Origin of the sequence: Saprospira grandis, assembly GCF_027594745.1 — a bacterium.
GTDB classification, from domain to species: Bacteria; Bacteroidota; Bacteroidia; order Chitinophagales; family Saprospiraceae; genus Saprospira; species Saprospira grandis.
In genome coordinates this window covers 2,840,669-2,861,632 of record NZ_CP110854.1, presented here as the reverse complement: position 1 = coordinate 2,861,632, position 20,964 = coordinate 2,840,669, and the positions used below count along the sequence as shown (strand labels likewise).

The 20,964-nt window shown below is 46.2% G+C and carries 23 protein-coding genes; 10 read left to right on the top strand and 13 right to left on the bottom strand.

Going from position 1 to position 20,964, the window contains the following annotated elements:
* Positions 1–399: 399 nt before the first annotated feature.
* A complete protein-coding gene (locus tag OP864_RS11325; protein WP_270098288.1) occupies positions 400–1,098 on the top strand; it encodes a hypothetical protein in 699 nt (232 codons plus the stop codon).
* Here OP864_RS11325 and pepT read toward each other — a convergent pair.
* From pepT to OP864_RS11300, 5 genes are all read right to left on the bottom strand, one after another.
* On the bottom strand, positions 1,081–2,310 hold the full coding sequence (gene pepT, locus OP864_RS11320) for a peptidase T (RefSeq protein ID WP_270098287.1): 1,230 nt from the start codon (positions 2,308–2,310) through the stop codon (positions 1,081–1,083). The two genes, OP864_RS11325 and pepT, sit on opposite strands and share 18 nt — an antisense overlap.
* A 196-nt stretch (positions 2,311–2,506) precedes the next feature.
* Complete coding sequence (locus OP864_RS11315; RefSeq protein WP_270098286.1) at positions 2,507–3,400, bottom strand: MBL fold metallo-hydrolase; 894 nt, start codon at positions 3,398–3,400, stop codon at positions 2,507–2,509.
* Positions 3,401–3,412: 12 nt separating this feature from the next.
* Complete coding sequence (gene ribH / locus OP864_RS11310; RefSeq protein WP_270098284.1) at positions 3,413–3,940, bottom strand: 6,7-dimethyl-8-ribityllumazine synthase; 528 nt, start codon at positions 3,938–3,940, stop codon at positions 3,413–3,415.
* 192 nt (positions 3,941–4,132) lie between these two features.
* Positions 4,133–5,134: a hypothetical protein gene (locus OP864_RS11305; protein WP_270098282.1), complete on the bottom strand. Its 1,002-nt coding sequence runs from the start codon at positions 5,132–5,134 to the stop codon at positions 4,133–4,135.
* Between the two features lie 134 nt (positions 5,135–5,268).
* The gene (locus OP864_RS11300; RefSeq protein ID WP_270098281.1) at positions 5,269–6,930 is read right to left on the bottom strand and encodes an acyl-CoA synthetase; all 1,662 of its coding nucleotides are present in this window, start codon (positions 6,928–6,930) and stop codon (positions 5,269–5,271) included.
* Here OP864_RS11300 and OP864_RS11295 point away from each other — a divergent pair.
* Positions 6,929–7,870, top strand: coding sequence for a substrate-binding domain-containing protein (locus OP864_RS11295; protein WP_270098280.1), 942 nt, complete (start codon positions 6,929–6,931; stop codon positions 7,868–7,870). The two genes, OP864_RS11300 and OP864_RS11295, sit on opposite strands and share 2 nt — an antisense overlap.
* Before the next feature lie 267 nt (positions 7,871–8,137).
* Here OP864_RS11295 and OP864_RS11290 read toward each other — a convergent pair whose 3' ends face one another.
* The 3 genes from OP864_RS11290 to OP864_RS11280 are packed head-to-tail and all read right to left on the bottom strand — an operon-like array spanning position 8,138 to position 10,848.
* Positions 8,138–9,337 carry an O-antigen ligase family protein gene (locus OP864_RS11290; protein WP_270098279.1) on the bottom strand — a complete coding sequence of 400 codons (1,200 nt, stop codon included), beginning with the start codon at positions 9,335–9,337 and terminating at the stop codon, positions 8,138–8,140.
* A gap of 10 nt (positions 9,338–9,347) precedes the next feature.
* Positions 9,348–10,028: a tRNA (guanosine(46)-N7)-methyltransferase TrmB gene (gene trmB, locus OP864_RS11285; protein WP_270098278.1), complete on the bottom strand. Its 681-nt coding sequence runs from the start codon at positions 10,026–10,028 to the stop codon at positions 9,348–9,350.
* A 7-nt stretch (positions 10,029–10,035) separates the two neighbouring features.
* A complete protein-coding gene (locus OP864_RS11280) occupies positions 10,036–10,848 on the bottom strand; it encodes a hypothetical protein (protein ID WP_270098277.1) in 813 nt (270 codons plus the stop codon).
* 379 nt (positions 10,849–11,227) lie between these two features.
* Here OP864_RS11280 and infC point away from each other — a divergent pair, with 379 nt between their 5' ends.
* The 6 genes from infC (at position 11,228) to OP864_RS11250 (ending at position 15,916) form a co-directional block, all read left to right on the top strand.
* A complete protein-coding gene (gene infC / locus OP864_RS11275) occupies positions 11,228–11,836 on the top strand; it encodes a translation initiation factor IF-3 (protein ID WP_270098276.1) in 609 nt (202 codons plus the stop codon).
* Between the two features lie 110 nt (positions 11,837–11,946).
* Positions 11,947–12,330, top strand: coding sequence for a bactofilin family protein (locus OP864_RS11270; protein ID WP_015693146.1), 384 nt, complete (start codon positions 11,947–11,949; stop codon positions 12,328–12,330).
* Complete coding sequence (locus tag OP864_RS11265; RefSeq protein ID WP_015693145.1) at positions 12,308–12,577, top strand: AtpZ/AtpI family protein; 270 nt, start codon at positions 12,308–12,310, stop codon at positions 12,575–12,577. Before OP864_RS11270 ends, OP864_RS11265 begins: the two co-directional genes overlap by 23 nt.
* 2 nt (positions 12,578–12,579) lie before the next feature.
* Complete coding sequence (locus OP864_RS11260) at positions 12,580–12,960, top strand: hypothetical protein (protein WP_002659570.1); 381 nt, start codon at positions 12,580–12,582, stop codon at positions 12,958–12,960.
* Between the two features lie 46 nt (positions 12,961–13,006).
* Positions 13,007–13,447, top strand: coding sequence for an acyl-CoA carboxylase biotin carboxyl carrier protein subunit (locus tag OP864_RS11255; RefSeq protein WP_270098275.1), 441 nt, complete (start codon positions 13,007–13,009; stop codon positions 13,445–13,447).
* 180 nt (positions 13,448–13,627) lie between these two features.
* Complete coding sequence (locus OP864_RS11250) at positions 13,628–15,916, top strand: hypothetical protein (protein WP_270098274.1); 2,289 nt, start codon at positions 13,628–13,630, stop codon at positions 15,914–15,916.
* A gap of 315 nt (positions 15,917–16,231) precedes the next feature.
* Here the strand turns inward: OP864_RS11250 and OP864_RS11245 are convergent, their stop codons facing one another.
* Genes OP864_RS11245 through cdd form a run of 5 tightly spaced genes read right to left on the bottom strand, consistent with a single transcriptional unit; the run spans position 16,232 to position 19,114 of the window.
* Positions 16,232–16,627: a DUF423 domain-containing protein gene (locus OP864_RS11245; RefSeq protein WP_002659565.1), complete on the bottom strand. Its 396-nt coding sequence runs from the start codon at positions 16,625–16,627 to the stop codon at positions 16,232–16,234.
* 3 nt (positions 16,628–16,630) lie between these two features.
* A complete protein-coding gene (locus OP864_RS11240; protein WP_015693141.1) occupies positions 16,631–17,254 on the bottom strand; it encodes an L-threonylcarbamoyladenylate synthase in 624 nt (207 codons plus the stop codon).
* A gap of 7 nt (positions 17,255–17,261) precedes the next feature.
* The gene (locus tag OP864_RS11235; protein ID WP_270098273.1) at positions 17,262–17,708 is read right to left on the bottom strand and encodes a hypothetical protein; all 447 of its coding nucleotides are present in this window, start codon (positions 17,706–17,708) and stop codon (positions 17,262–17,264) included.
* An 11-nt stretch (positions 17,709–17,719) separates the two neighbouring features.
* Positions 17,720–18,625 (bottom strand): universal stress protein, encoded by a 906-nt coding sequence (locus tag OP864_RS11230; RefSeq protein ID WP_270098272.1) that lies wholly within the window; start codon positions 18,623–18,625, stop codon positions 17,720–17,722.
* 3 nt (positions 18,626–18,628) lie between these two features.
* A complete protein-coding gene (gene cdd / locus OP864_RS11225) occupies positions 18,629–19,114 on the bottom strand; it encodes a cytidine deaminase (RefSeq protein ID WP_270098271.1) in 486 nt (161 codons plus the stop codon).
* Positions 19,115–19,585: 471 nt separating this feature from the next.
* Here cdd and OP864_RS11220 point away from each other — a divergent pair, with 471 nt between their 5' ends.
* Together OP864_RS11220 and OP864_RS11215 are read left to right on the top strand one after the other, a co-directional pair.
* Complete coding sequence (locus OP864_RS11220) at positions 19,586–20,233, top strand: hypothetical protein (RefSeq protein ID WP_270098270.1); 648 nt, start codon at positions 19,586–19,588, stop codon at positions 20,231–20,233.
* An 83-nt stretch (positions 20,234–20,316) separates the two neighbouring features.
* Positions 20,317–20,862, top strand: a complete 546-nt coding sequence (locus OP864_RS11215) for a hypothetical protein (RefSeq protein ID WP_270098269.1) — start codon at positions 20,317–20,319, stop codon at positions 20,860–20,862.
* Positions 20,863–20,964 lie beyond the last annotated feature (102 nt).

Genomic DNA, 20,964 nt, shown 5'->3' with positions numbered 1-20,964 from the left:
TCGCTGGCTCGGTCTGGCCTACGGCCACCCTTGCACATCGCTAGGCCGTTTGGCCTTCGGCCATGGCGGCTGCGCCGCCTGCTATATGGTCCTGTAGGTTGAAACCTACAGGCAGACAACAGTTGGTATTGCTTGGCCTTTACCGCTCATCCATTTTTTTTCTTTTGTCGGCTGGGTAGTTTTGGGCCCATGGTTGTGGGGCTATGTAAAGAGCGGGCTAAAGCCCTTCTTTGCTGCTAGGGCTTGGGTTCATTTTCTTGTTTTCTGAATAGCCTCAGGAGTTAGAAAAGCGAACAAGGACTTTAGTCAGTCAGTTCGCTCAGGCAATAACCCTGGGCTTCAGCCCAGGGCTATAAGCATTGACAGAAATCCCACCCCATCAAAACTTTTACGCCCTATTTGACAGAGATCAAACACCTCATCAATACCTTTACGCCCTATTCTGCAGATGCAGAACACCCCATCAAAACCTTTATGCCCTATTTGACAGAGATCAAACACCCCATCAAAACCTTTATGCCCTATTTGACAGAGATCAAACACCTCATCAAAACTTTTATGCCCTATTCTGCAGATGCAGAACACCCCATCAAAACCTTTATGCCCTATTCTGCAGATGCAGAACACCTCATCAAAACCTTTATGCCCTATTCTGCAGATGCAGAACACCCCATCAAAACCTTTATGCCCTATTCTGCAGATGCAAAACACCTTATCAAAACCTTTACGACCTATTCTGCAGATGCAGAACACCCCATCAATACCTTTACGACCTATTCTGCAGATGCAAAACACCCCATCAATACCTTTACGACCTATTCTGCAGATGCAGAACACCCCATCAATACCTTTACGACCTATTCTGCAGATGCAGAACACCCCATCAATACCTTTACGACCTATTCTGCAGATGCAAAACACCCCATCAATACCTTTACGCCCTATTCTGCAGATGCAAAACACCCCATCAATACCTTTACGCCCTATTCTGCAGATGCAGAACCGTATCTTAGATCTAGGGCCAAACAAAAAGGGCTGTCGGCGATGCCGACAGCCCTTTTTGGGGATAGCGAGAAAGGCTTAGGCCTCTTCGGCTAGGCGTTCTGCGATGCGAACAATAAGTTGAGTAGCGAGCTCCATAGATTCTAGGGCCACATACTCATAGCGGCCATGGAAATTCATTCCGCCGGCAAAAATATTGGGGCAAGGCAGGCCCATATAAGAAAGGCGAGAGCCATCGGTACCACCACGGATAGGTTTAATCAGCGGGGTGATATTGAGGTCCTTCATAGCGGCCTCGGCCAAATCCACAATATGCATAAGAGGTTCAATCTTCTCGCGCATATTATAATACTGGTCCTTTATTTCGAGGCTCAGGCAGTTGTTATGCTTTTGATTAAAGTCGGCCACCTTCTGCTCGAAGAACTGCTTGCGGTCCTCAAACTTTTGGCGGTCATGGTCTCTAATAATATAGAGCATTTCGGCTTGGTCTACAGAAGCCTGCATACTATTGAGGTGATAAAAGCCCTCATAGCCTTCGGTATGTTCTGGTGTTTCCTCTAGGGGGAGGCTCAGCATAAACTGGGCGGCTAGGTAGTGAGAGTTGACCATTTTGCCTTTGGCGTAGCCAGGGTGTACGCTTTTACCTTGGACCGTCACCTTAGCGTAGGCGGCATTAAAGTTTTCGTATTCTAATTCGCCTACTTCAGAGCCGTCCATAGTATAGGCCCAATCGGCGCCAAACTTCTCCACATCAAAAAGGTCGGCGCCTCGGCCCACCTCTTCATCTGGGGTAAAGCAGATACGGATTTTACCATGTTCGATTTCGGGATGTTGGATGAGATAATCCATGGCCGACATAATTTCGGTCACACCAGCCTTATCATCGGCAGAGAGGAGCGTATTTCCGCTAGTAGTAATTAGGGTTTGGCCCTTATACTTAAGCATTTCGGGAAACTCTTCGGGAGAGAGGAAAATGCCTGCTTCTTCGTCTAGAGCAAGGCTTTGGCCTTGATAATTGGGCCATACTTTGGGGCGGACATCATCCGAGATAAAATCGGGAGAGCTATCAATATGGGCTACAAAGCCGATTGTGGGAATATCTTTTTGGCTATTGCTGGGCAGAGTAGCCATGAGGTAGCAATGTTCGTCTAATTCTACCTCTTGCATGCCCATAGCTTTTAGTTCGGCCTCTAGGACTTTGGCCATATCCCATTGTTTTTCGGTACTGGGAATTTTGTCTACGCCAAACTCTGACATAGAATCGATTTTCACATAGCGCAGAAAGCGCTCTAAGATTTGCTCTTTCATTAGGTTAATTTAAATATAGTATTCATTAGGAAGGCGGCTGAGGGGCTAGATGCCCCTCAGCCGCCTTATTGGCCTAGCGATGTGCAGCAGTGGCCGCAGGCCAGACCGAGGCGCTTTGCGCCGAAGGGCCGAGCGAATAGCGAGCTGCGAAACGTAGCGCCGCAAGGCGAAGCCGCAGCGGAGGCCCCAAAACAGGCTAGGCAAAAATATCATCTTGGCCCAGGAAGGCATCGAGTGTATCCACTTTATCGATGACGATGCGGCCGCGTTCATCTCTTTTGACGGTAGCGGCTTCTACGGACTTAGCGTGTTCGAAGACCAGGATCCATTCTTCGGCCAGGGCACGTTCTAGGAAGTAAGCCTTTTCGATGAGGGTTTGTTCTGGGCGCATATCGTAAGCCATGACATAGGGAATTCGGATATGGCTGGGCGAGGGAATGAGGTCGGCGCAATAGACCACCTTTTTGCCATCGACCATCAGGTAGGGCAGAATCATGCCGTTGGTATGGCCATAGGCGAAGAGGAGATTAAAATTGCTAAACCAGCGGGTTTGTGCGTCGTAGGGGCCCGCCTCGATAAACTTGAGTTGTCCTGAAGACTCTAGGGGCAAAAGGTTATCGAGTAAGAAAGAGGCCTGTTCTCTGGGGTTGGGCATAGTGGCCTCCTCCCATTGTTTATCGCTGCACCAATAGGTGGCATTAGGGAAGCTGAGGACGGGATTGCCGTCTACATCATGTTTGACGGCGCCGCCGACATGGTCGAAATGCAAATACGTGAGGAGGACATCGGTAATATCGTAGGGGGTCAGGCCGTGCATAGCGAGCGAGCTATAGAGAGAGGCTTGGCCATGCAACTTAAAGTGCGAGAAAAACTTCTCGGATTGTTTGGTTCCGATGCCGGTATCGATCAGGATATTTCGGCCATGTTCGGTTTGGACCAAGAGGCATCGCATCGCCCAGGTACAGAGATTATCTTCATCGGGTTCTTCTAGGCGTTGCCAAAGTGTTTTGGGCACCACGCCAAACATGGCGCCTCCATCTAATTTGAAAAAGCCCGTATCGATTACACGGACGGTCATTTTTAAGCTCATGAGAATATTTGTTTATAGTCCAAAGGAAAATCCAATTTGCTTTTCGGGGCTGCTCAGCGTCTTGCGCAGTTCGGCCATTTGGATAGCGGTTACTGCGGCTTCTACGCCCTTATTGCCATGTTGTCCGCCGGCTCTATCGAGGGCTTGTTGCATACTATTGGGGGTAAGGACCCCAAAGATGAAGGGTTTGGCTGAGGCGATAGAGAGTTGTTGTAGGACCATAGCTACCGACTGGTTAATGTACTCATTATGCGAGGTTTCTCCTTTAATCACGCAGCCGAGGCAGATGACGGCATCTACTTTTTTGCTTTGGGCGAGTAGGCGGGCGGCAGTGGGCAGCTCAAAAGTGCCGGGCACCCAAACCGAGTGAATTTGCTCTTCGGAGCAGCCATGCTCGAGGAGTGTATTTTTGCAGCCCTCATAAAGAGCGCCGGTAATATCTTGGTTCCAGGCAGCGGTTACAATACCGAAGCTGAAATTTTTGGCCGAGGGGATTTCCTCGGGGCGGTAATCGGATAGGTTTTTATCTGCACTGCTCATATACAAAAAATTTAATATTTAGGGGAAAAGATACAAAAACTAGAGGAAGATACTTCTCTTTTTTGGGGAAATCCCATTTAGGGGAGAAACAGTGGTATAGAGAGATTGTTTTTTGGGGTAGAGGTAGAGAAAAAAACAGAGGCTGCCGACAGATTGTCGGCAGCCTCTGTATATGGCTAGTGCTTCATGCGATTAAGCTTGCATTTTTTGGTAGACGAGGTCTGTATTTTCTCCGGTGAAGAAGGGGCCTACATGTTGGGCCGTCAGGTAGATGGCCTTAAGTTGTAGGGCGCGATCGTCTTGGCTATCTAATTTGCGGTAGGCGATAGCATTTTTGAGACTTTGTTGCATAATGGCCACTTCTTTTTCGGTAGCGGCTCGTTTTTCCTTCTTCATAAAGTAGGCTTCGGCTAATTCTTGGGCCAAAGACTTTTTATTCTTTTTGACGGCTAGGGCTAATTTGGCCATTTCTTTGGCTTGGCCTTCTAGTTGTTGGAAGGCTGTGCTAAATCCGGCTTGTACTTTTTTGTGTGCGCCCTCATAATCCTTTTTGAAGGTTTGGAAAGCGGCTTGAGCGGCTTTAAGTTGTTTGATGGCTTTATTGCCTGCTTTGCCCGCTTTAAACTTGGGCAGCACTTCTTTTTTTACTTGTAGGAACTCTCCTTTGAGTTTGAGTAAGCCTTCTTTGAGGGTTTTTCCTTGGCCCTCTAGGGCTTCCTTAGCCTTTTGCATTTTGGCGGCGGCGGCGCCAGCGCCGGCAGCGGCTAGGGCTTCTCCTGCTCCAACATTTTCGCTTAACTGTGGGCTAAGCTTTACCTTTTTGAAGAGGACCTTTTCGGCAATTTTGATATGTTTGGCGGTCAGTTTACCGTCATTGAGTTCGAAGTGGAAACTTTGCAATCCTCCTTCTGTGGCACCAAAAGAGACTTTCCCTTTGCTAAAATCTTTATTGGGGCGTTTTTTCGCTTCTGTTTTATAGAACTTGCCCCAGCTACCGCCTAGCGTACCGACAACGATAAAGGGGATTTTTTTCCCTTTTAGATCGGCAAATTCAAATTCGCTGAGCATGAGGTATTCGGTTTGTTCTCCTTCGGGGAAGCCGGCTTTCATGCGTTTGAGCTCTTTATAGAAAAGTTTGCGATAATCGGCGAACTTTAGGCCTTCGAGGATTTCTGGTTGTAATTTCGGTTTCATAAGCGTATATAGTCAACTAGGGTAATTGTACTTTTTTTTGGACCAATGAATATAAGTGCTTTTTGCGGCTTTTACAATTTGTGGCCGACTATTTTGGTACAGATAGTAGTTGGTCTAACAAAAGTCTTCCTATTTTAGTGTTGGTTATTGGGATCTTCAAACATCTTTTTCAGGCTAGGTTTATTGACCTTACCCATAGTATTTCGGGGAAGTTCTTGGAGGAGTAAGAAGCGGCGGACCAGCTTATAGGCGGGTAGTTTTTGGCGCAGCCATTCGTTGAGCAGGGGTTCTAGGGTTTCGGCATCTTGGGTATTGGGGATGACTGCGGCGGCTACAATTTCGCCCCATTCGATATTATCGAGGCCTAGGACGGCACAATCTTTTACCAGAGGGTGTTCCCTCATAATTTCCTCTAATTCTAGGGCAGAAATCTTATATCCTCCAGACTTAATAATATCGATAGATTTTCGGCCCATAATGCGGTAGCTCCCTTCTTCTAGGATGGCAATATCGCCTGTTTGGAACCAGCCATCTTCGGTAAAGGAATTGGCGGTATATTCTGGGCGGTTCCAGTACTCCTTAAAGACCGTTGGACCTTTCACTTGAATTTCTCCGGCTTCATTTTCTTCACTAAGGGCTATTCCTTTTTCTTCATCCCAGAGGCGAAGTTCTACCCCTGGCAGGGGTTGGCCCACATGGCCGGGCACACGGCTTTGTTCCTTATAGGGATTAGAGAGGGCCATGCCGATTTCGGTCATGCCATAGCGTTCGAGTAGGCGGTGGCCTGAAATCGTTTGCCATTCTTTGAGCACTTGTACGGGCAGGGCGGCCGAGCCAGAGACCATCAGGCGAAACTTGGCCAAGACCGAGCTAATATGTTTTTGTTGGTACTTATGTAGCTCTTTATAGGTGTTAATTAGCTTATAATAAATAGTAGGGACGGCCATAAAGACATTCACGCGGCCAGCCTCTAGGGTAGAAAAGACCCTACGTTCCTCAAACTCTTCTTGGAAAGTGCAGCAGGCGCCCACCCAAAGCGGGCAAGCTAGGGCATTAATGAGCCCATGCACATGATGTAAAGGGAGAATATTGAGGATATGATCTGTTTTTTGCCACTCCCAAGCTTGGACCTGCGCTTCGATTTGGGCCTGAATAATTTCGTGCGTACTCAATACGCCTTTGGGCCGGGAGCTGGTCCCGCTAGTGTAGATAATTAATGCGTTTCTTTTTGGGGAAACGATGGGCAAGCTACACTCCTTAAGGTCATTGAGTAGCTCTTCAATAGTAAAGACTTGAATATTGAGTCGGTCTTCTAGGCCCTCTAATTGTTTTTTGTGGCTGCGGTCAACCACTAGAATTTCGGCCCCAGTATCCTCCAATAAAAACTCTACAGCGGGTAGAGGGTAAGATAAATGAATAGGGACAGCCACCCCACCGGCTCGCCAGATGGCCCATTGAGAGGCCACAAAATAAATGCTAGGGCTAATCATAAAAGCGACTCTAGCCCCAGCTAGATCTGCTCGGCCATTGAGTAAGTGGGCCGCCAAAGAAGCCGAAGCTTGCAAAAGGTAATGATAGGTATAAGAGCCATTTTCGTCGGTAATGGCTTTGCGGTTGCGATGCTTTTCGGCTTGTTGGACAAAAGGTAGCTGGATCATCTGAATATCTAGAGTTGTTAACAATTTGGCAATATAGGAAAAGGAAAAAAAAGCCGTAGAGCGGCTATTTTTGGCCCAAATCCCAGGAAACTGCCCCCCAAAAATAAAATTCCAAGACTGAAAAATCTTATTTTCCATGACTGTATTCCAAATTAAGCATTTTTTTTATGCTTTGGTCCTATTTAGCCTTTGGGCTTGCCAGCCTCAGGGGGCGAGTTCTCTAGTTGAGCAGGGCGGCGATAGCCCCCAGCAATTAGGGCCTAAATTATATAAAATTACGGGTTCAAAAACCTTAGGAGATGTTTTAATGCCAGCCTTACTAGATGCCTATTTGGGCCAACTGCAGGTAGAAAAGCTAGAGAAAGAGCATTTATCTGCGGGCTACCTTTATCGTTGGGAGCAAGCTGGAAGAAAAGCACGTTTAGAGCTATTGCCCAAGGGCTCTCAGGCGGGTTTTTCGGCCTTAGTGGCGGGGCAGGCGCAAATGGCGATGGCCTCTAAAGTCATAGACGATAGCTTGGCCAAATCCTTGGCGGCTTTTAAGAATGAGCAGCAGCTTTTATTGGCCTATGATGCCTTACGGGTATTGGTGCATAAAGAAAAGGCAGAGATCAAGGAATTGAGTAAACTGCAGTTAGGCAAAATATTTCGGGGAGAGATTCGAGACTGGGCAGAAATAGACCTGCGGTTTTCTGGTCCAATACGGCTGTATTTGCGCAATGAGCAATCGGGTTCCTTTCATTTTGTGCAGCAGATATTGGGAGAGCTGGGCGCCAGCCATAAGCAGCAAGAGAACTTTGATTACCTCTTGCAAGACTTGGCCAATGATCCCAACGGCTTGGCCTTTGCGCCCTATGATTTGCCTGAGGGCCTTAGTATTTCCTCTCTAGCGATAGCGGGGCGAACTGCGCAGTTACGAGATCTGCAATATCTTTTTAGACGGCCGCTCTACTTATACCTAGATGCCTTGGCCCTTAAAGATCCATTTTGGGTAGACTTTATGGCCTTTTGCCAATCGGAGGAAGGACAGAAAATAGTGGCGCAGTCGGGTTTTGCCAACTTGGGTGCACCTTTGTAATGCGCTTTATTTTGCGGTGGGCAGGCGGCAAAGCCGCCTGCAAAGGGCCGAAGGCCCGCGGCTGAGGGATGGACAGCAGTGGCCCGCAGGGCCAGACCAAAGCGCTTTAGCGCTGCAGGGCCGAGCAGACCTGCGAGCTGCGACACAGCCCGACCCGACCGATAATTCATGAGGGTTTCAACCCTCATTTTGTATAGCTTCGCAAAGCGATACCGCTTTGCGCTGGGTTTCAACCTAGCGGAAGGGGCAGCCCCAAAAAAGAAAAAATCAGGACTTTTGCCGGAGGAGTAAATAGCCCTGAAAAAAGGCGTATAAATTGGCTCCGATGGTAATAAAGAGGGTATTTTCGCTGAGGAAAGAGACCGCAATAAGTAGCCAGAAAAGCTGATAAATGGCTGTTTTTTCGATAAAAAAGGGCCAAGAAAAGAAGATCAGAAAAAGCAGCAAACCCAGGATGCCCATAGCGGCCAGGCTACTAATATATTGGCTATGTGGGGCCATCACCCTTTGCTGGGGATACTCCTTTTCATAGATGGCTCTTTGCTCATCTTTTAGGTCGCCTAAGCCCACCCCTAAAAGGGGCGATTTGGCCCAGACTTTCAGGGCGATTTGAAAAGAGAGGATGCGTTGCGTATCGGAATAATCGCCAATATGGCCTTCTTGGTAGAGGCGGATATTTTTTTGGGTCAGCAATATTTTCTCTCGAAAAGAGGGAATGCTTTGGTAGGCCAAAAAGGGCAAAGATAGGCTGGCCAGCAGGCCCAGACCGCCAAGCAGGAAGCGTTTGCTTTGCCAAAGCCAGCGGATGAGCAAATAAATGATGCCCAGGTAGAAGGCGAGGATGCCCGAGCGGGCGCCAAAAATGTGCATGGCCAAAAAGAGAAAGAGGCCGAGGCCGAGCCAGAGCCAGGGCCAGCGACCGAGGCGCCAGAAGAACAATTGGCCCGCCAAGAGGCTAGCCCAAGAAAGCAGAAGGCTAAAGCGAACATGGTCTTTGGCGGGGTTGGGCATGCCCTTACTATGCGTTAGAGAGCGCTGGATTTCTTCATAATTTAGGCCGTAATTGATGAGTACCCCAGCGGCGGCTAGGCTCATCAGCAGCACAAAAACGCCCAAAAGCCAGCGCCATTGTTGCTTGGGCCAGGGCGGCAATAGGGCCATAGAAATCGGCAACAAAAAGAGCGGTAACATCACCCGAAGGCGGCTCATCAGCTCGGCAGTATTTTGGCTATAAGCGGCTGTAGCGGCCATGAGAAGAAACAAAAAAGCGGGACTAAACAGCTTGGCTTGCTGAGGCAATTGCTTCCAGTTTTTGGCCTTAAAGGCATAGGGCAAAGCCGCCAAAACAAAAACCACCGAAGCAATGGCAATCAGGGCTTTAGAGGCAATCAGGCCAATAAACATAAGTAGACAGGCCAAAAAAGGCAAGCTCTTTTGGACAGTAGAAAAGAAAGAACGAAATTGCATTATATCTTATTTAATCCAACCTAAAACGGGCGTACTTAATCGTAGCGCCTTTGCCTCGGTGCAGCTGTTCGTAATAGGTGGTAATTCCCCAATTCGGGTCTTGTTCGGCCAAGCTATAAATATCATCATGGGCAAACTCTAGAGGAAGGCCTTGCTCCTCAATTTGCTCTAGAGTAAACTCATAAAGCAGGGGCGAATCAGTTTTAAGGTGGATTTTGCCGCCTTTTTTCAAAATATTTCGGTAGCGCGACAAAAACAGAGCTGATGTCAGGCGTTTTCTAGGCTTTTTGGCTTGGGGGTCGGCAAAGGTAATCCAGATTTCGTCTACCTCTTCAGGGGCAAAAAAGGACTCAATAAAATCAATTTGGGCACGGAGAAAAAACACATTATCTAGGCCTTGCTCCAAGGCTTTTTTTGCGCCGGTCCAGATGCGGTTCCCCTTGAGGTCCATCCCCATAAAGTTGGCATGGGGATACATTTGGCCAAGGCCCAGGCTATACTCTCCTTTTCCACAGGCTAGCTCAAGGACCAAGGGTTTATCACTGCCCAACTGCTTTTTCCATTGGCCGCGCATATCCTGCTTTTCGCCATTGGGCAATTCAATAATTGGCGAATTGACGCCAAAATTTAGATAAACATTAGGCAGCTCGTGTAGCTCTGCAAATTTCTGTAATTTCTTATTCCGTCCCATCAAAAACTTATAACATATAATATAAAATAAGGCCCGCCAGCAGGCTCCAGCTCAGCGAAATCATCATCATTCGCATCCCCTCGGCCCTGGCTTGGGGCGCAAAATTAAGAACTTTTCGCCCATTGGGTAATAATCGCTGATCAGAATAATAATGATAGCCCCAAAAAAAGCCCAATGGTCCCAACAGAACAGCCGTCAAATAGCCATCTCGGCGTTCTTTGGGCGTTAGTGCCCTAGGCTGCCGCAACTGAATCATCCGATGTTGCCGCATCAGTTCTACCTCCTCTTCACTAATATCATGGCCCCGTTCATTGAGCAAATAACGAGCGGCCACCACATCCAGCGCCTGCCAATCTTCGGGCTGCTCCAAAATTTCCATCAGCTCCTCATCGCTATATCGCCGCAAATGATAATCAGACTCCTTATATATAGCCTGTTGCTTGGCCTGCTCTCGCAAAAGTGCCTGCGTACGCTCAAAATCAAGCAGACGTAAATAGACATAAAAAGCGCTGTCTTTCAAGGCTGGCGCCCGAGCATAGTCCTCTCCAGGGTCCTGTTGTTTCTCCCAAATTTTATAGGGAATCTTTTGGGCATCCAAAAATGCACAAAGATCATCAAACATCTGCCGATAGTCAAATTCGGCAAAAATCTCATAGCGCTGCCCTTCTTCCTGCTCCTTTTGTAGCAAAAAAGCCAAACTTTTAGCGGTATCCGCCGTCAATACCAACTGCCCTTCTTCATAGTCATAGGGCAAACTATACTCTTCTAAGAGTAGGATCTTAGCCAACTCTTCAGGGGAATAAACATGGGGGGTTTTCATTTCTTTTTATTTTTAATCGTTTGGGGCTGCCCCTCGCCTATCGGCTCGGGTCGGGCTGTTTCGCAGCTCGCTCTTCGCTCGGCCCTGCGCAAAATTCGCTGCGCTCATTTTGCTAGGTCTGCGGCTTCGCCGCCCTGCTGTCCATCCCTCAGCCGGCTCGCTGCGCTCGCCTCTACATCCATAAATAAGGACCAAAAAATTAGGAAAAGCAAGCAAAATTAACTACAATATATAGCTCTTCTTTTTAGAAGATGCAAAAAACGCTGAAAAGGAATAAAGAGAGCCAATTTTTTTTAGTACTTTTGAAGCATCAAGCCGAGAAATTTCTCCCCAAGAGAAAAAATTCTCTATTCATTTTTTTCATTAAATTATTAGTTGTTTGGCTAGAAGAATTAACAGAAACCGAGGAAGATATAGTCGGAGAGAGACACCTGGATCTGAGTACAGAACCAATGATAATATTCGCGTACCAGAAATTCGTTTGGTAGGCGACAACTTTGATGAGATCAGTAAAATCGCTGGCAAAGAAGTAGAAAGTGGTACCGTTATCAAAACGCGAATTGCTGCCTCTTGGGCCAATAAATTGGAATTGGACCTCGTAGAAATTTCGCCTAAGGGTAAACCCCCTGTTTGCAAAATTATCGACCTGAAAAAATTCCTCTACGAGCGCAAAAAACGCGAAAAGGAACTCAAAGCCAAACAGGTTAAGGTGGTCATTAAGGAAATTCGCTTTGGCCCCAACACCGATGATCACGATTTTGAGTTTAAGCTTAAGCATGCCAAGAGCTTTCTAGAAGATGGCGCCAAGGTAAAGGCTTATGTGCAGTTTAAGGGCCGTTCTATTGTCTTTAAGGACCGTGGACGTACCCTGCTCAAACGCTTTGTTGCAGAACTAGCAGAATTGAGCGTAACGGATTATCCCCCTAAAATGGAGGACCGCCGTATGCATGTTACTCTTAGCCCCAAAAAGTCGGCTAAATCAAAATAGTTGGCTAGCTCAGTTGCCCAGAGCCGCTTGCTTTGATGCAATCTGCTAGCTAAAAAGGCTGTCTCTATATAGACAGCCTTTTTTTGCTTTGTTTCTTAACGAACTCACTTATGTTTAGCAATAAAAATAAAGAACGTGCTGCCCGAACGGCTGCCGTTTCTCATAACAGCCTTGTCCGAGACGCTATCGTAAAAGGAAATGTGCAATCTGTTATTGATATCCGTGTAGATGGACGCATAGAGGGTGATCTGCGCTGCAAAGCCAAGGTGGTTTTGGGCCAAACTGCTGTCATCAAAGGCAATATTCATTGCCAAAATGCCATCATTGAGGGCAAAGTCTTAGGAAATGTCTATTGTCAACAATTACTGGATGTTCGCAAATCGGCCAAAATCCAGGGCGATCTAGAAACCACTAAACTGGCCGTAGAAGATGGCGCCCAAATGAATGGCGCCTGCAAAATGAATCTGCAACATGGCCCCCAATCCAAAAAATAAAAAAGGCCAAGCCTTTAGAAAAAACAAAAAAGCTCTAGAGGGCTATATGAAGTACTCTGGTATGGGCGTGCAAATGGCCTTGGTCATTGCTGCTGGCTCCTTTGCTGGCCTATATCTAGATAAATACCTCGATAGCAAACCTCTATTTGTGGTGCTGGGCTCTTTAGGCTCCGTTTTTTTGGCCCTCTACCTATTTATTCGCCAACTCTTGGCCGAAAGTCCCCCAGAAGACCAGGAAGAAGAGTAATTATGCAATTATCTCAATTTTATTCTAGCCTACTAGGCGTTTCGGCCTTTGTAGCCGCCAGCCTTTTGGGCCTGCAATGGTTTTGGCCCCGCTTTGCCAACTATGGCGGCCTCGCCTGGGCAAGCTACCTTTTTTTTGTACTCTTTAGCTGGCTCTGCTTCTTTTGGGCCCGTCAGGCTAGCCAAAGTCCCGACCAATTGCAGTTTAGCCGAGTCTTTATGATGCAAACTAGCATCAAAATGCTGCTCAGCCTTTCGCTGGTCTTGGCCTATTTTTATACCTTTAAACCAGCCGACCAGCTTTTTGTATTGCCCTTCTTTTGGGTATACTTCTGCTTTACGCTTTTTGAAATTTACTTTTTGACTCAGCTCGGAAAAGCATAGTACTATATACCAAATTAAACATCAATCTAAAGAGGATTTTCTAGAATTGGATCCCAAAGACTTCAACTGGGACCTGGTCCAAGTAGAAGATCAGGCTTTTCATATCCTCTACCAAAACCGATCTTATACCGCTAGAGTAATCGCTGCCGATTATCAAAGCAAAAGTTTTGAAATCCGTATCGGACAAAATACTTACTGCCTCGGTGCTAAAGATCGCTTCGATCTTTTGGCCGAACGCCTCGGCTTTGAAAAAGTAGGAGCCGCTAAGGTCAATGATATTAAAGCCCCTATGCCCGGCTTGCTACTCGATCTGATGGTCGAAGTTGGCCAAGAAGTGAAAAAAGATGAGGCAGTCCTCATCCTTGAAGCCATGAAAATGGAAAATGTAATTAAAGCCCCAGCTGATGCCATTATTAAAGCCATTAAGGTGGATAAAGGCGCAGCAGTAGAGAAAAATCAAGTCCTTATTGACCTTGATCCCCTATAGGCTCAAGGTCCATAATAATACAAAAGCAGGAAAATGATTGACTTCATTTTTCCTGCTTTTTTTTGCTTCAAACTCCTGCGTTCTAGAGGAGCGAAGCGACTGGAAAACAAAAAACAATTTACTTTTTTTTGCGTTTACAAATAAAAGTTACTACTTTTACGTAAACACAAAAACAAAGCAATGAAAGCATTAGCCATTTTTCTCTTATCCAGTTTATTTTTTGGTCAGCTAAATCTATTACAGATGAACCAGCGAGAACTTTTTTTGGCAAAACAGCAGCAATATCAAGAAGATACAGCCCTTTATGAAGAAACCTTGGCCCAATATCAAGAGCTCTATGCGCTTTATCAGGAGCTTCCTGCAGAGGATCCTGATCCCCAGAGCATGAAGGCGGCTTTGCTCAAGACCAAAGAGGGCCTAAAAGCCTTTAAGCCGCAGCTCAAAACAGATAAGGCCAATTTGAAGCAGCTATTTTTGGCCCTTCAGGAAGAGGATATTCCCAAAACTGATTTTTTATTAGAGTTTGCTCAAAATGCTCTAGAGCTAGCAGATAAAGCAAGAAATCTGAAGAGTAATATAAAAAATGACCAGTGGGCAAAAACTAGTGCTTTAAATCATTTATACATTAAATTCAAGGAAGGTAAAAAGCTCAAAGTTTGCCGTCTAATTGCAGCAGATATTAAGGCTTTAGTAGAGCAGGCAAACAACAAGCCGCCTAGCCTATTTTTAGAAGAATTGGCCCAAATTTTTGAGCGTTATGATGCGGTAGAAAAGATTAAGAAGTATAGAGCTAAATCGCGCTTTATTGAGTCCACCATTGCGCCTTATGTCCTTTCCCCAAACCAACTAGAAAGCATTTTGGACCAAGCCCTGGCCAAAGATGACTTTTTGACGGAGGAGGAGTTGAAAGAGGCAAAAGAAAAAGCGGACTCCACTTACCGAGAAGAACTGGCTAGATTCAATGAAGTTCTAAGATATTGCAACAGTAATATTTTGAACAAACTTCATGTCATAGAGAGTTCAGAAGAAACAACTGCATTAGCCAAAGGTGTAGAGTACTATATTTCTGCCAAGGAGTTAATAGAATTTTTAGGAAAAGGAAATACAGGACATCCTCTTGTTCGGGCAGAACTCATTAAACAATTGGCTGCTCAACTAGATAGTAGCAAGCAATACTCCATACGAGAATTAGTGGTAAAGATTGAAAATAGCCTAGAGCTTTCTACAGCCTTTAGTACCCATCTCTTTCTTCAGGAGTTTTATGATTTTCAAAAACAAGAGTGGGTAGAAGGAGCTCCTCCAGCAGGTAAAGAACTCTATCCCCCAGATTGGTTAAGTAGTTGCTTTGATCCTAGATTACGCAAAAGCCAGCCAAGTCGAGAAGTGGCCATTATACAGCTAAAAGAAAAAATCGAAGCTTGGTTTGAAAAACTACAGCCCAGTATAAAAGATCCTAATATTAGCAATTACTGCCTAAACAAAAAGCGATGGAAGGCTAGTCTAAGCTATCTTTTTTCAGCATCGACAGCAACTGGGCTAAAAATACCGCTTTTAGAAGATTATTTTTTAGCTGAAATGGATCAAATCGCCCCCAAGGAAGATCATCTTTACATGAAAGATTTTGCCACAGCAGTTTGGGATGATTTTCTGGGCGATAAAGATTTTCAACGAGTAGATCCTTTTCATAACTTATTAGCCGAAGAGATTAAGCAATTGGCAGATAGTGCGGTAGTACTCTTATCGCCAGCCAAAGAATGGGAAAAAGCAATTCGAGCAAGTCGTTGTCAGGGAGCAAAACCACTGCTTTTAGAGCCTATAGATGCTGTTTACAACTTGGCCCAAATGCCCATAACATTTTCACTTCAAGGAGAAGAAAGACTTGCTCACTTTGATAAAGTGACTATTGGTTTTCCGCTAAAATATGAATATGGGATAGCCCCCGGAGTAGGTAACAGCCTTCGGCAAGTTGCATTTCTCAGTTTTGATGAGAGCAAAAGCCCTATCATTGTAGGAGGGGCCAATATAGCCAACATGAAAATTCATAGCCTAAAATCAGATGGTGTTCGATGCCAAAGGAATGGAAACAGCATGGATAGCTATTGGGTATTTAGCGTTCGTGCCGAGATTAACCTATTCTCTATATTGGGGATAGATACCACTGCTTTATCGACGCTTGATGAGGATGAGATTCCTTTTTATCTACTAGAAGAAATACGCAAGTACTTTGGCTCTTCAGTAAGTATAGGGCCAATATCCTTTGACATTAATAATCCAGAAATAAAAATAGATTACCTGGCAAAAATGGAGGTCCAGTTAAGTTCTTATCCCAAAGGAATCGAAAGCCTGCTCCTCCAAAACCACTTAACAGGTCCCGTTAAATTTAATCCCATACCTAGCTATGGCTTGAAAGTAAATGACGAACATAAAGCCAGCCTTTTTTGGGAACAAAGTCCAAAAGTAAAAAAATAAAAATCAGCTATTCAGAGCCCCAAACTCCCGTTTGGGGCTTTGTTCTTTCAATAAAAGATTGCGAAGCAATACCACTTCTAAACGGTTTTGCAGGCGGCGAAGCCGCCGCAGGCTGAGGGGCTGTAGCAGGGCCGCCGAAGGCGGCAGACCCAGCGGGCGCAGCCCGCGCAGGGCCGAGCAGACCTGCGAGCTGCGAAATGGCCCGACCCGCCCAATAATTCATGAGGGTTTCAACCCTCATTTTGTATCGCTTCGCAAAGCGATACCGCTTTGCGCTGGGTTTCAACCTAGCGGAAGGGGCAGCCCCCAAAAAAACTACTTAAACGCTTTAATGGCCAGTACCGACCAGCCGCCAATAAAAAAGAGGCCGCCAACAGGGGTTAATGGACCAATAACGGCCAATACCCCGCCCGAAATGCCCATTACATCGCGCAAAGCCAAGAGATAAAGCGAGCCCGAAAAAAGCAAAATGCCCATGGCAAAGCTAATGCCCGCCCATTTTAATGCTGGCGCCCCAGCCAAACGCGCCCAAAGACCAGTCGCCAAAAGGGCCAAAGCATGATAATACTGATAGCTCACGCCCAACTGATAAATCTCTAGTCGATCAGGCGTGATTTGCGCCTTGAGTGCATGCGCCCCAAAAGCGCCTAAAATAACGGCCAAAGCACCAAAAATGGCCCCAAGGCCCAAAATCCATTTTTCCTTTTTCATGACTTAGAAGTTCAATTTGCCCAAACCCTGGCGGATCAACTCGGGCGGGTTTTGCGTACAATCCACTACCGTAGAAGGCTGATGGCCACCAATACCACCATCAATCACCAAATCGACCAGATGCTCATATTGTTCATGGATTTCGTAGGGATCGGTAGGGTATTCTCTAATCTCATCTTCCTCATCTAGGTTTTTGATAGAAGAAGAAAGCAAAGGCTGGCCAAGCCCCAAGACTAAATCACGTACAATCGGACTATTGGGCACCCGAACCCCCAAGGTTTTCTTGCGGTTTTTGAGCAATTTGGGCAAGCTACTATTCCCTTCTAAGATGAAGGTAAAAGGGCCAGGCAGGGCCGACTTCATCAACTTGTAAATGCTGGTAGAATAAGGGCGGCAATAATTAGAAATGTCGCTAAGATCGGCGCAAATAAATGATAAATTGGCCTTTTTGGGCTGAATCCCCTTGATGCGGCAAATGCGTTCGATGGCCCGAGGCTGGGTAATATCGCAGCCCAAACCATAAACAGTATCGGTGGGGTAAATAATCACGCCCCCATTTTTTAGGACCTTCAAAACCTGCTCAATTTTGCGAGCTTGAGGATTATCGGGATGAATTTCTAATAACATAACTTCCTTATTCTAAATCTACCTGATTGGCTGCTTGAGCCATCAGTTCCAAATTTTTGAGCGCCGCCTTATATATTGGGCTACTCAATTTCTCTTCTTCTAAAGCCTGCATTTGCTGGGCAAAAAAGCCAATAAAAGCAGGCAATTGCTCGGCAGCGGCACGGCTTTTCTCCAAAATAATTTCTTTATAAGGCTCCAAATCTTCCGGGCTTTCCAAAACGATCAAATCCGCCTTGGCGGCCTTCTTCAATCGCCCCTGATTCCAAGCCTCTAAGCGAAAGACATATTGGTCCAAAGAAGCCCGAACATGACTAAAAGCAAAGGGCGAACGCAAATCTCGGTTCTCCAATCGGCGCCAAAATACAAGGGCCTCCTCTTTTGTTCCCTGCTCTTCAATAAAACCCAAAGGGAGCAAAAGCCCCCGCAACTGCTCGGCATCTATCTGTTTGACCATAATCCAATAACTTATCTAATAATGAAACAGGGGAAAGCTTCATTGAGTTGAATAATTTTTTCGCTAACACTGCCCAACCAAAGCGTCTTGAGCGCAGTATGCCCCTTGGCCCCCAAAAAGATGAGGTCGGGCCGATGATCCTCCGCCCAATCATATAAATGCCCCGCCGTACTCAAGCGTCCTCGCTGAATCAATTGCAGCTCCATCCGAGGCATGTCTTTAGGCAGATAGCTGTCCAAGAAATTCTCATAAGCCTCCTTGGTACTCGATAAAAGCAGCTCCTCAAACTCCGCCTGCGTTTGATTGATATTATATATATGCGGATCGGGCATGCGATACACATGCACACAGTCTATTTGCGGCGGCTGCGGCAGACGTCGCGCCAAAGCACAAGCCGCCTGCAAAGCCAAAGCCGAGTTTTCAGAAAAATCTACTGGTACCATAAAACGGCCCAACTTCAATTGCTCGGCCAAAGGAGGCACAAAAAGCAAAGAGGAAGGCGAGCGACGAGCCAAGTTTCGACTCAAAACCCCAGCCCCCTGGGCCAAAGGCTTTTTGCCCAAAACCAACAAATCTGTCCGCTGCTCCTCCAATTCTTCCAACAATTCCTCCAAAGGCTGCCCATTCTCCACCTCATAAGCCAACTGAATATTCGTCTGCCCCAAATGAGCCTCCGCCAAAGCCTGCATGCGCTGCCGCTGCTCTTCCGCAGAAGGAAAAAGTTTCCGCATCCGCTCCGCATCAGCCGCAAAAAGTTGCTCAAAAAAGCCCGACTTTTTTACCACATGCATCAATTCTAATCGATCTATGCGCACATACTGCTGCAAAAATTGCAAATAACGCAAACATTGCTCATCTGCCGAAGAATAATCTAGGGCCAATAAGCCCTCCCGAATACGGAAATTTTTACTTAACATCTTTTATAAAAAACTTGGGTCAAACAAAAGTGGTAAAAGCGATTTGGTCGAAGCTATCCGATAAATATCGCCTTTGTCCCCCTGCAATAATAATTGTATGGGCGTTTCTTGCCGCCACTCAAACTCAAATAATACCTGCCGACAAGCCCCACAAGGAGATATAGGACGCTCTACCCGCTCCCCAGCCGTTTTTACCCGAATCGCCACCGCCCGAATGGCCACGCCCGGAAATTGTGCCGCAGCCGAAAATAAAGCCGCCCGCTCTGCACAAATAGTAGACGGATATGCCGCATTTTCCTGATTACTCCCCAATACAATCTCCCCATTCTCCAAAAGCGCCGCCGCCCCCACTCTAAACTCACTATAGGGTGCATAGGCCGTATCACAGGCCGCATGCGCCCTAAGCAAAAGCTCCGCCTCAATAGCAGGCAGCTCCTCCGCCTTAGAAAATAGTTCATAGTTGGCCCGAATCTCAATCTTTTTGCCCATCGTCTAATTTTCCTTTTACTTGAACCCAAAGCTTGTCCCACTAAGCGCTCAAGGTTGTTCACAATAGAAAAGCTTGTAAAGATAGGCTTTTCGCTAGGCTATACAAAACTATTTTGCCCCCCTATATGCTGCTGTTTATCTGCTGTTTTTTTGGGGCCTCCGCTGCGGCTTCGCCTTGCGGCGCTACGTTCCGCAGCTCGCTCTTCGCTCGGCCCTTCGCCGCTTTCAGCGGCTCGGTCTGGCCCTGCGGGCCACTGCTGCACATCGCTAGGCCAAATGCCCCTCCTCTGCTACAGCCACTTTGAGATAACTTTTACTTAGCAACAAACCGCACAGCCAAAACTAATTTCACCCCAAAATATTTTGAAACAACCCTGCCCGAACAAAGCTTACTAAAAAATAATATTTAAGCTTTCCTTAAAAAAACTGGCAGCTATAATTCGAAAGCCTTATATTTGGTTTTGTTAAAAAATGAGACAGTTAACCACCCATGTTTTTGAAGTTTCTGGGCTGATTGCTCAAGCGCAAAACCATTGTTCTAATTGTGCTCAATCCCTATTACATCTTATCATTTTAATTCTTACAATTATGCGTTTATTTAGCAGCAGCCTTCTTATCGCTCTTATGACTAGCTTTTTCCTCATGTCTTGTGGAGGTGGAGATCCCACAGCTAGCAATCCCGACATCGCAAAAATGAGCGATGAAGCCAAAGCCGAAATGGACAAAATGTCTACTGGCGCTTGCGAATGCCTTAGCCAACACGGTGAAGAACTCACTGCTTTTGTAGATGAGGCCCTTCCTTTGCTCAAAGAAGCTCAAACCAAAGAAGATGCTAACCCCATGGAAGTAATGGGTAAGCTCATGGGCTCTATGGCCAAAATGAAAGCCTTTGGCGAATGTTTCCAGAAAGTAGGCGACGGTGTTAATGAAGATCTTCTAGACGAAGAGTTGAAGAAAATCATCGGCGAAGATGCTGACGGTAAAGTAAAAGAAAAGAAGCAGATGGAAATCATCAATGCTTTCTTGGGTAAAAACTGCCCCAAAGAACAGAAGGTATTCCAGAAGTTCATGGACTTCGGTAAAGAAATGGAAGCTCTTCAGAATAAAGGTAAAGAGTAAGCATAGCTTTTATGCCTAAACCTATTAAGGGGCTGCAAGAATTGCAGCCCCTTTTTTGTTTTATCCCTTAAGCCAAAACAATTATGCGTTTATTTAGTAACTACCTACTTACGGCCCTAATCATTAACTTTTTCTTGCTGGCCAGCCCAAAAGAAGCCTTGGCCCAAAAAGAGGACAGCTCTTCTGTTGAAGCCGATATGGCTAGGCTAAGTCCAGGCGCCCTAGCAGAACTAGACAGCATGGCCCTGGACATTTGTAACTGCCTGCAACAAGAGGAAAAAACGCTGCGGCTGTCCTTAGATAAAGCCATTGCCTTGCTCCAAGAAGCCCAAAACAAAGAAGGTCTAAATCCTGAGGAGAGGCTGCTAGAAGTGCGAAAAACCATGCTAAATACTCGCCCCTTTAGCCAATGTTTGAGCGAGGCAAAGAAAAATAATATAAGCGCTGCCTCTGCTCAAGAACTACTAGAAATAGCTGGCGATCCTGCAGTAGAAAGACAAAAGTATACAGATATGCTCAATAGTTTATTGGCCAAAAACTGTCCCGATAACCCTGGGCAAGATATCTTCCAGAAGTTTAATGACTTTGGCGACGAAATGCAAGCCTTTAAAAAAAGGTCTAAAGAGTAAGCCAATCAATATTTTCGCTTTGAACTCAGGGGCTGCAATGCTTGCAGCCCCTTTTTTTGGCCCAGCGCTGCGGCGGGGTGGCCGCAGGCCAGACCCAGCAGG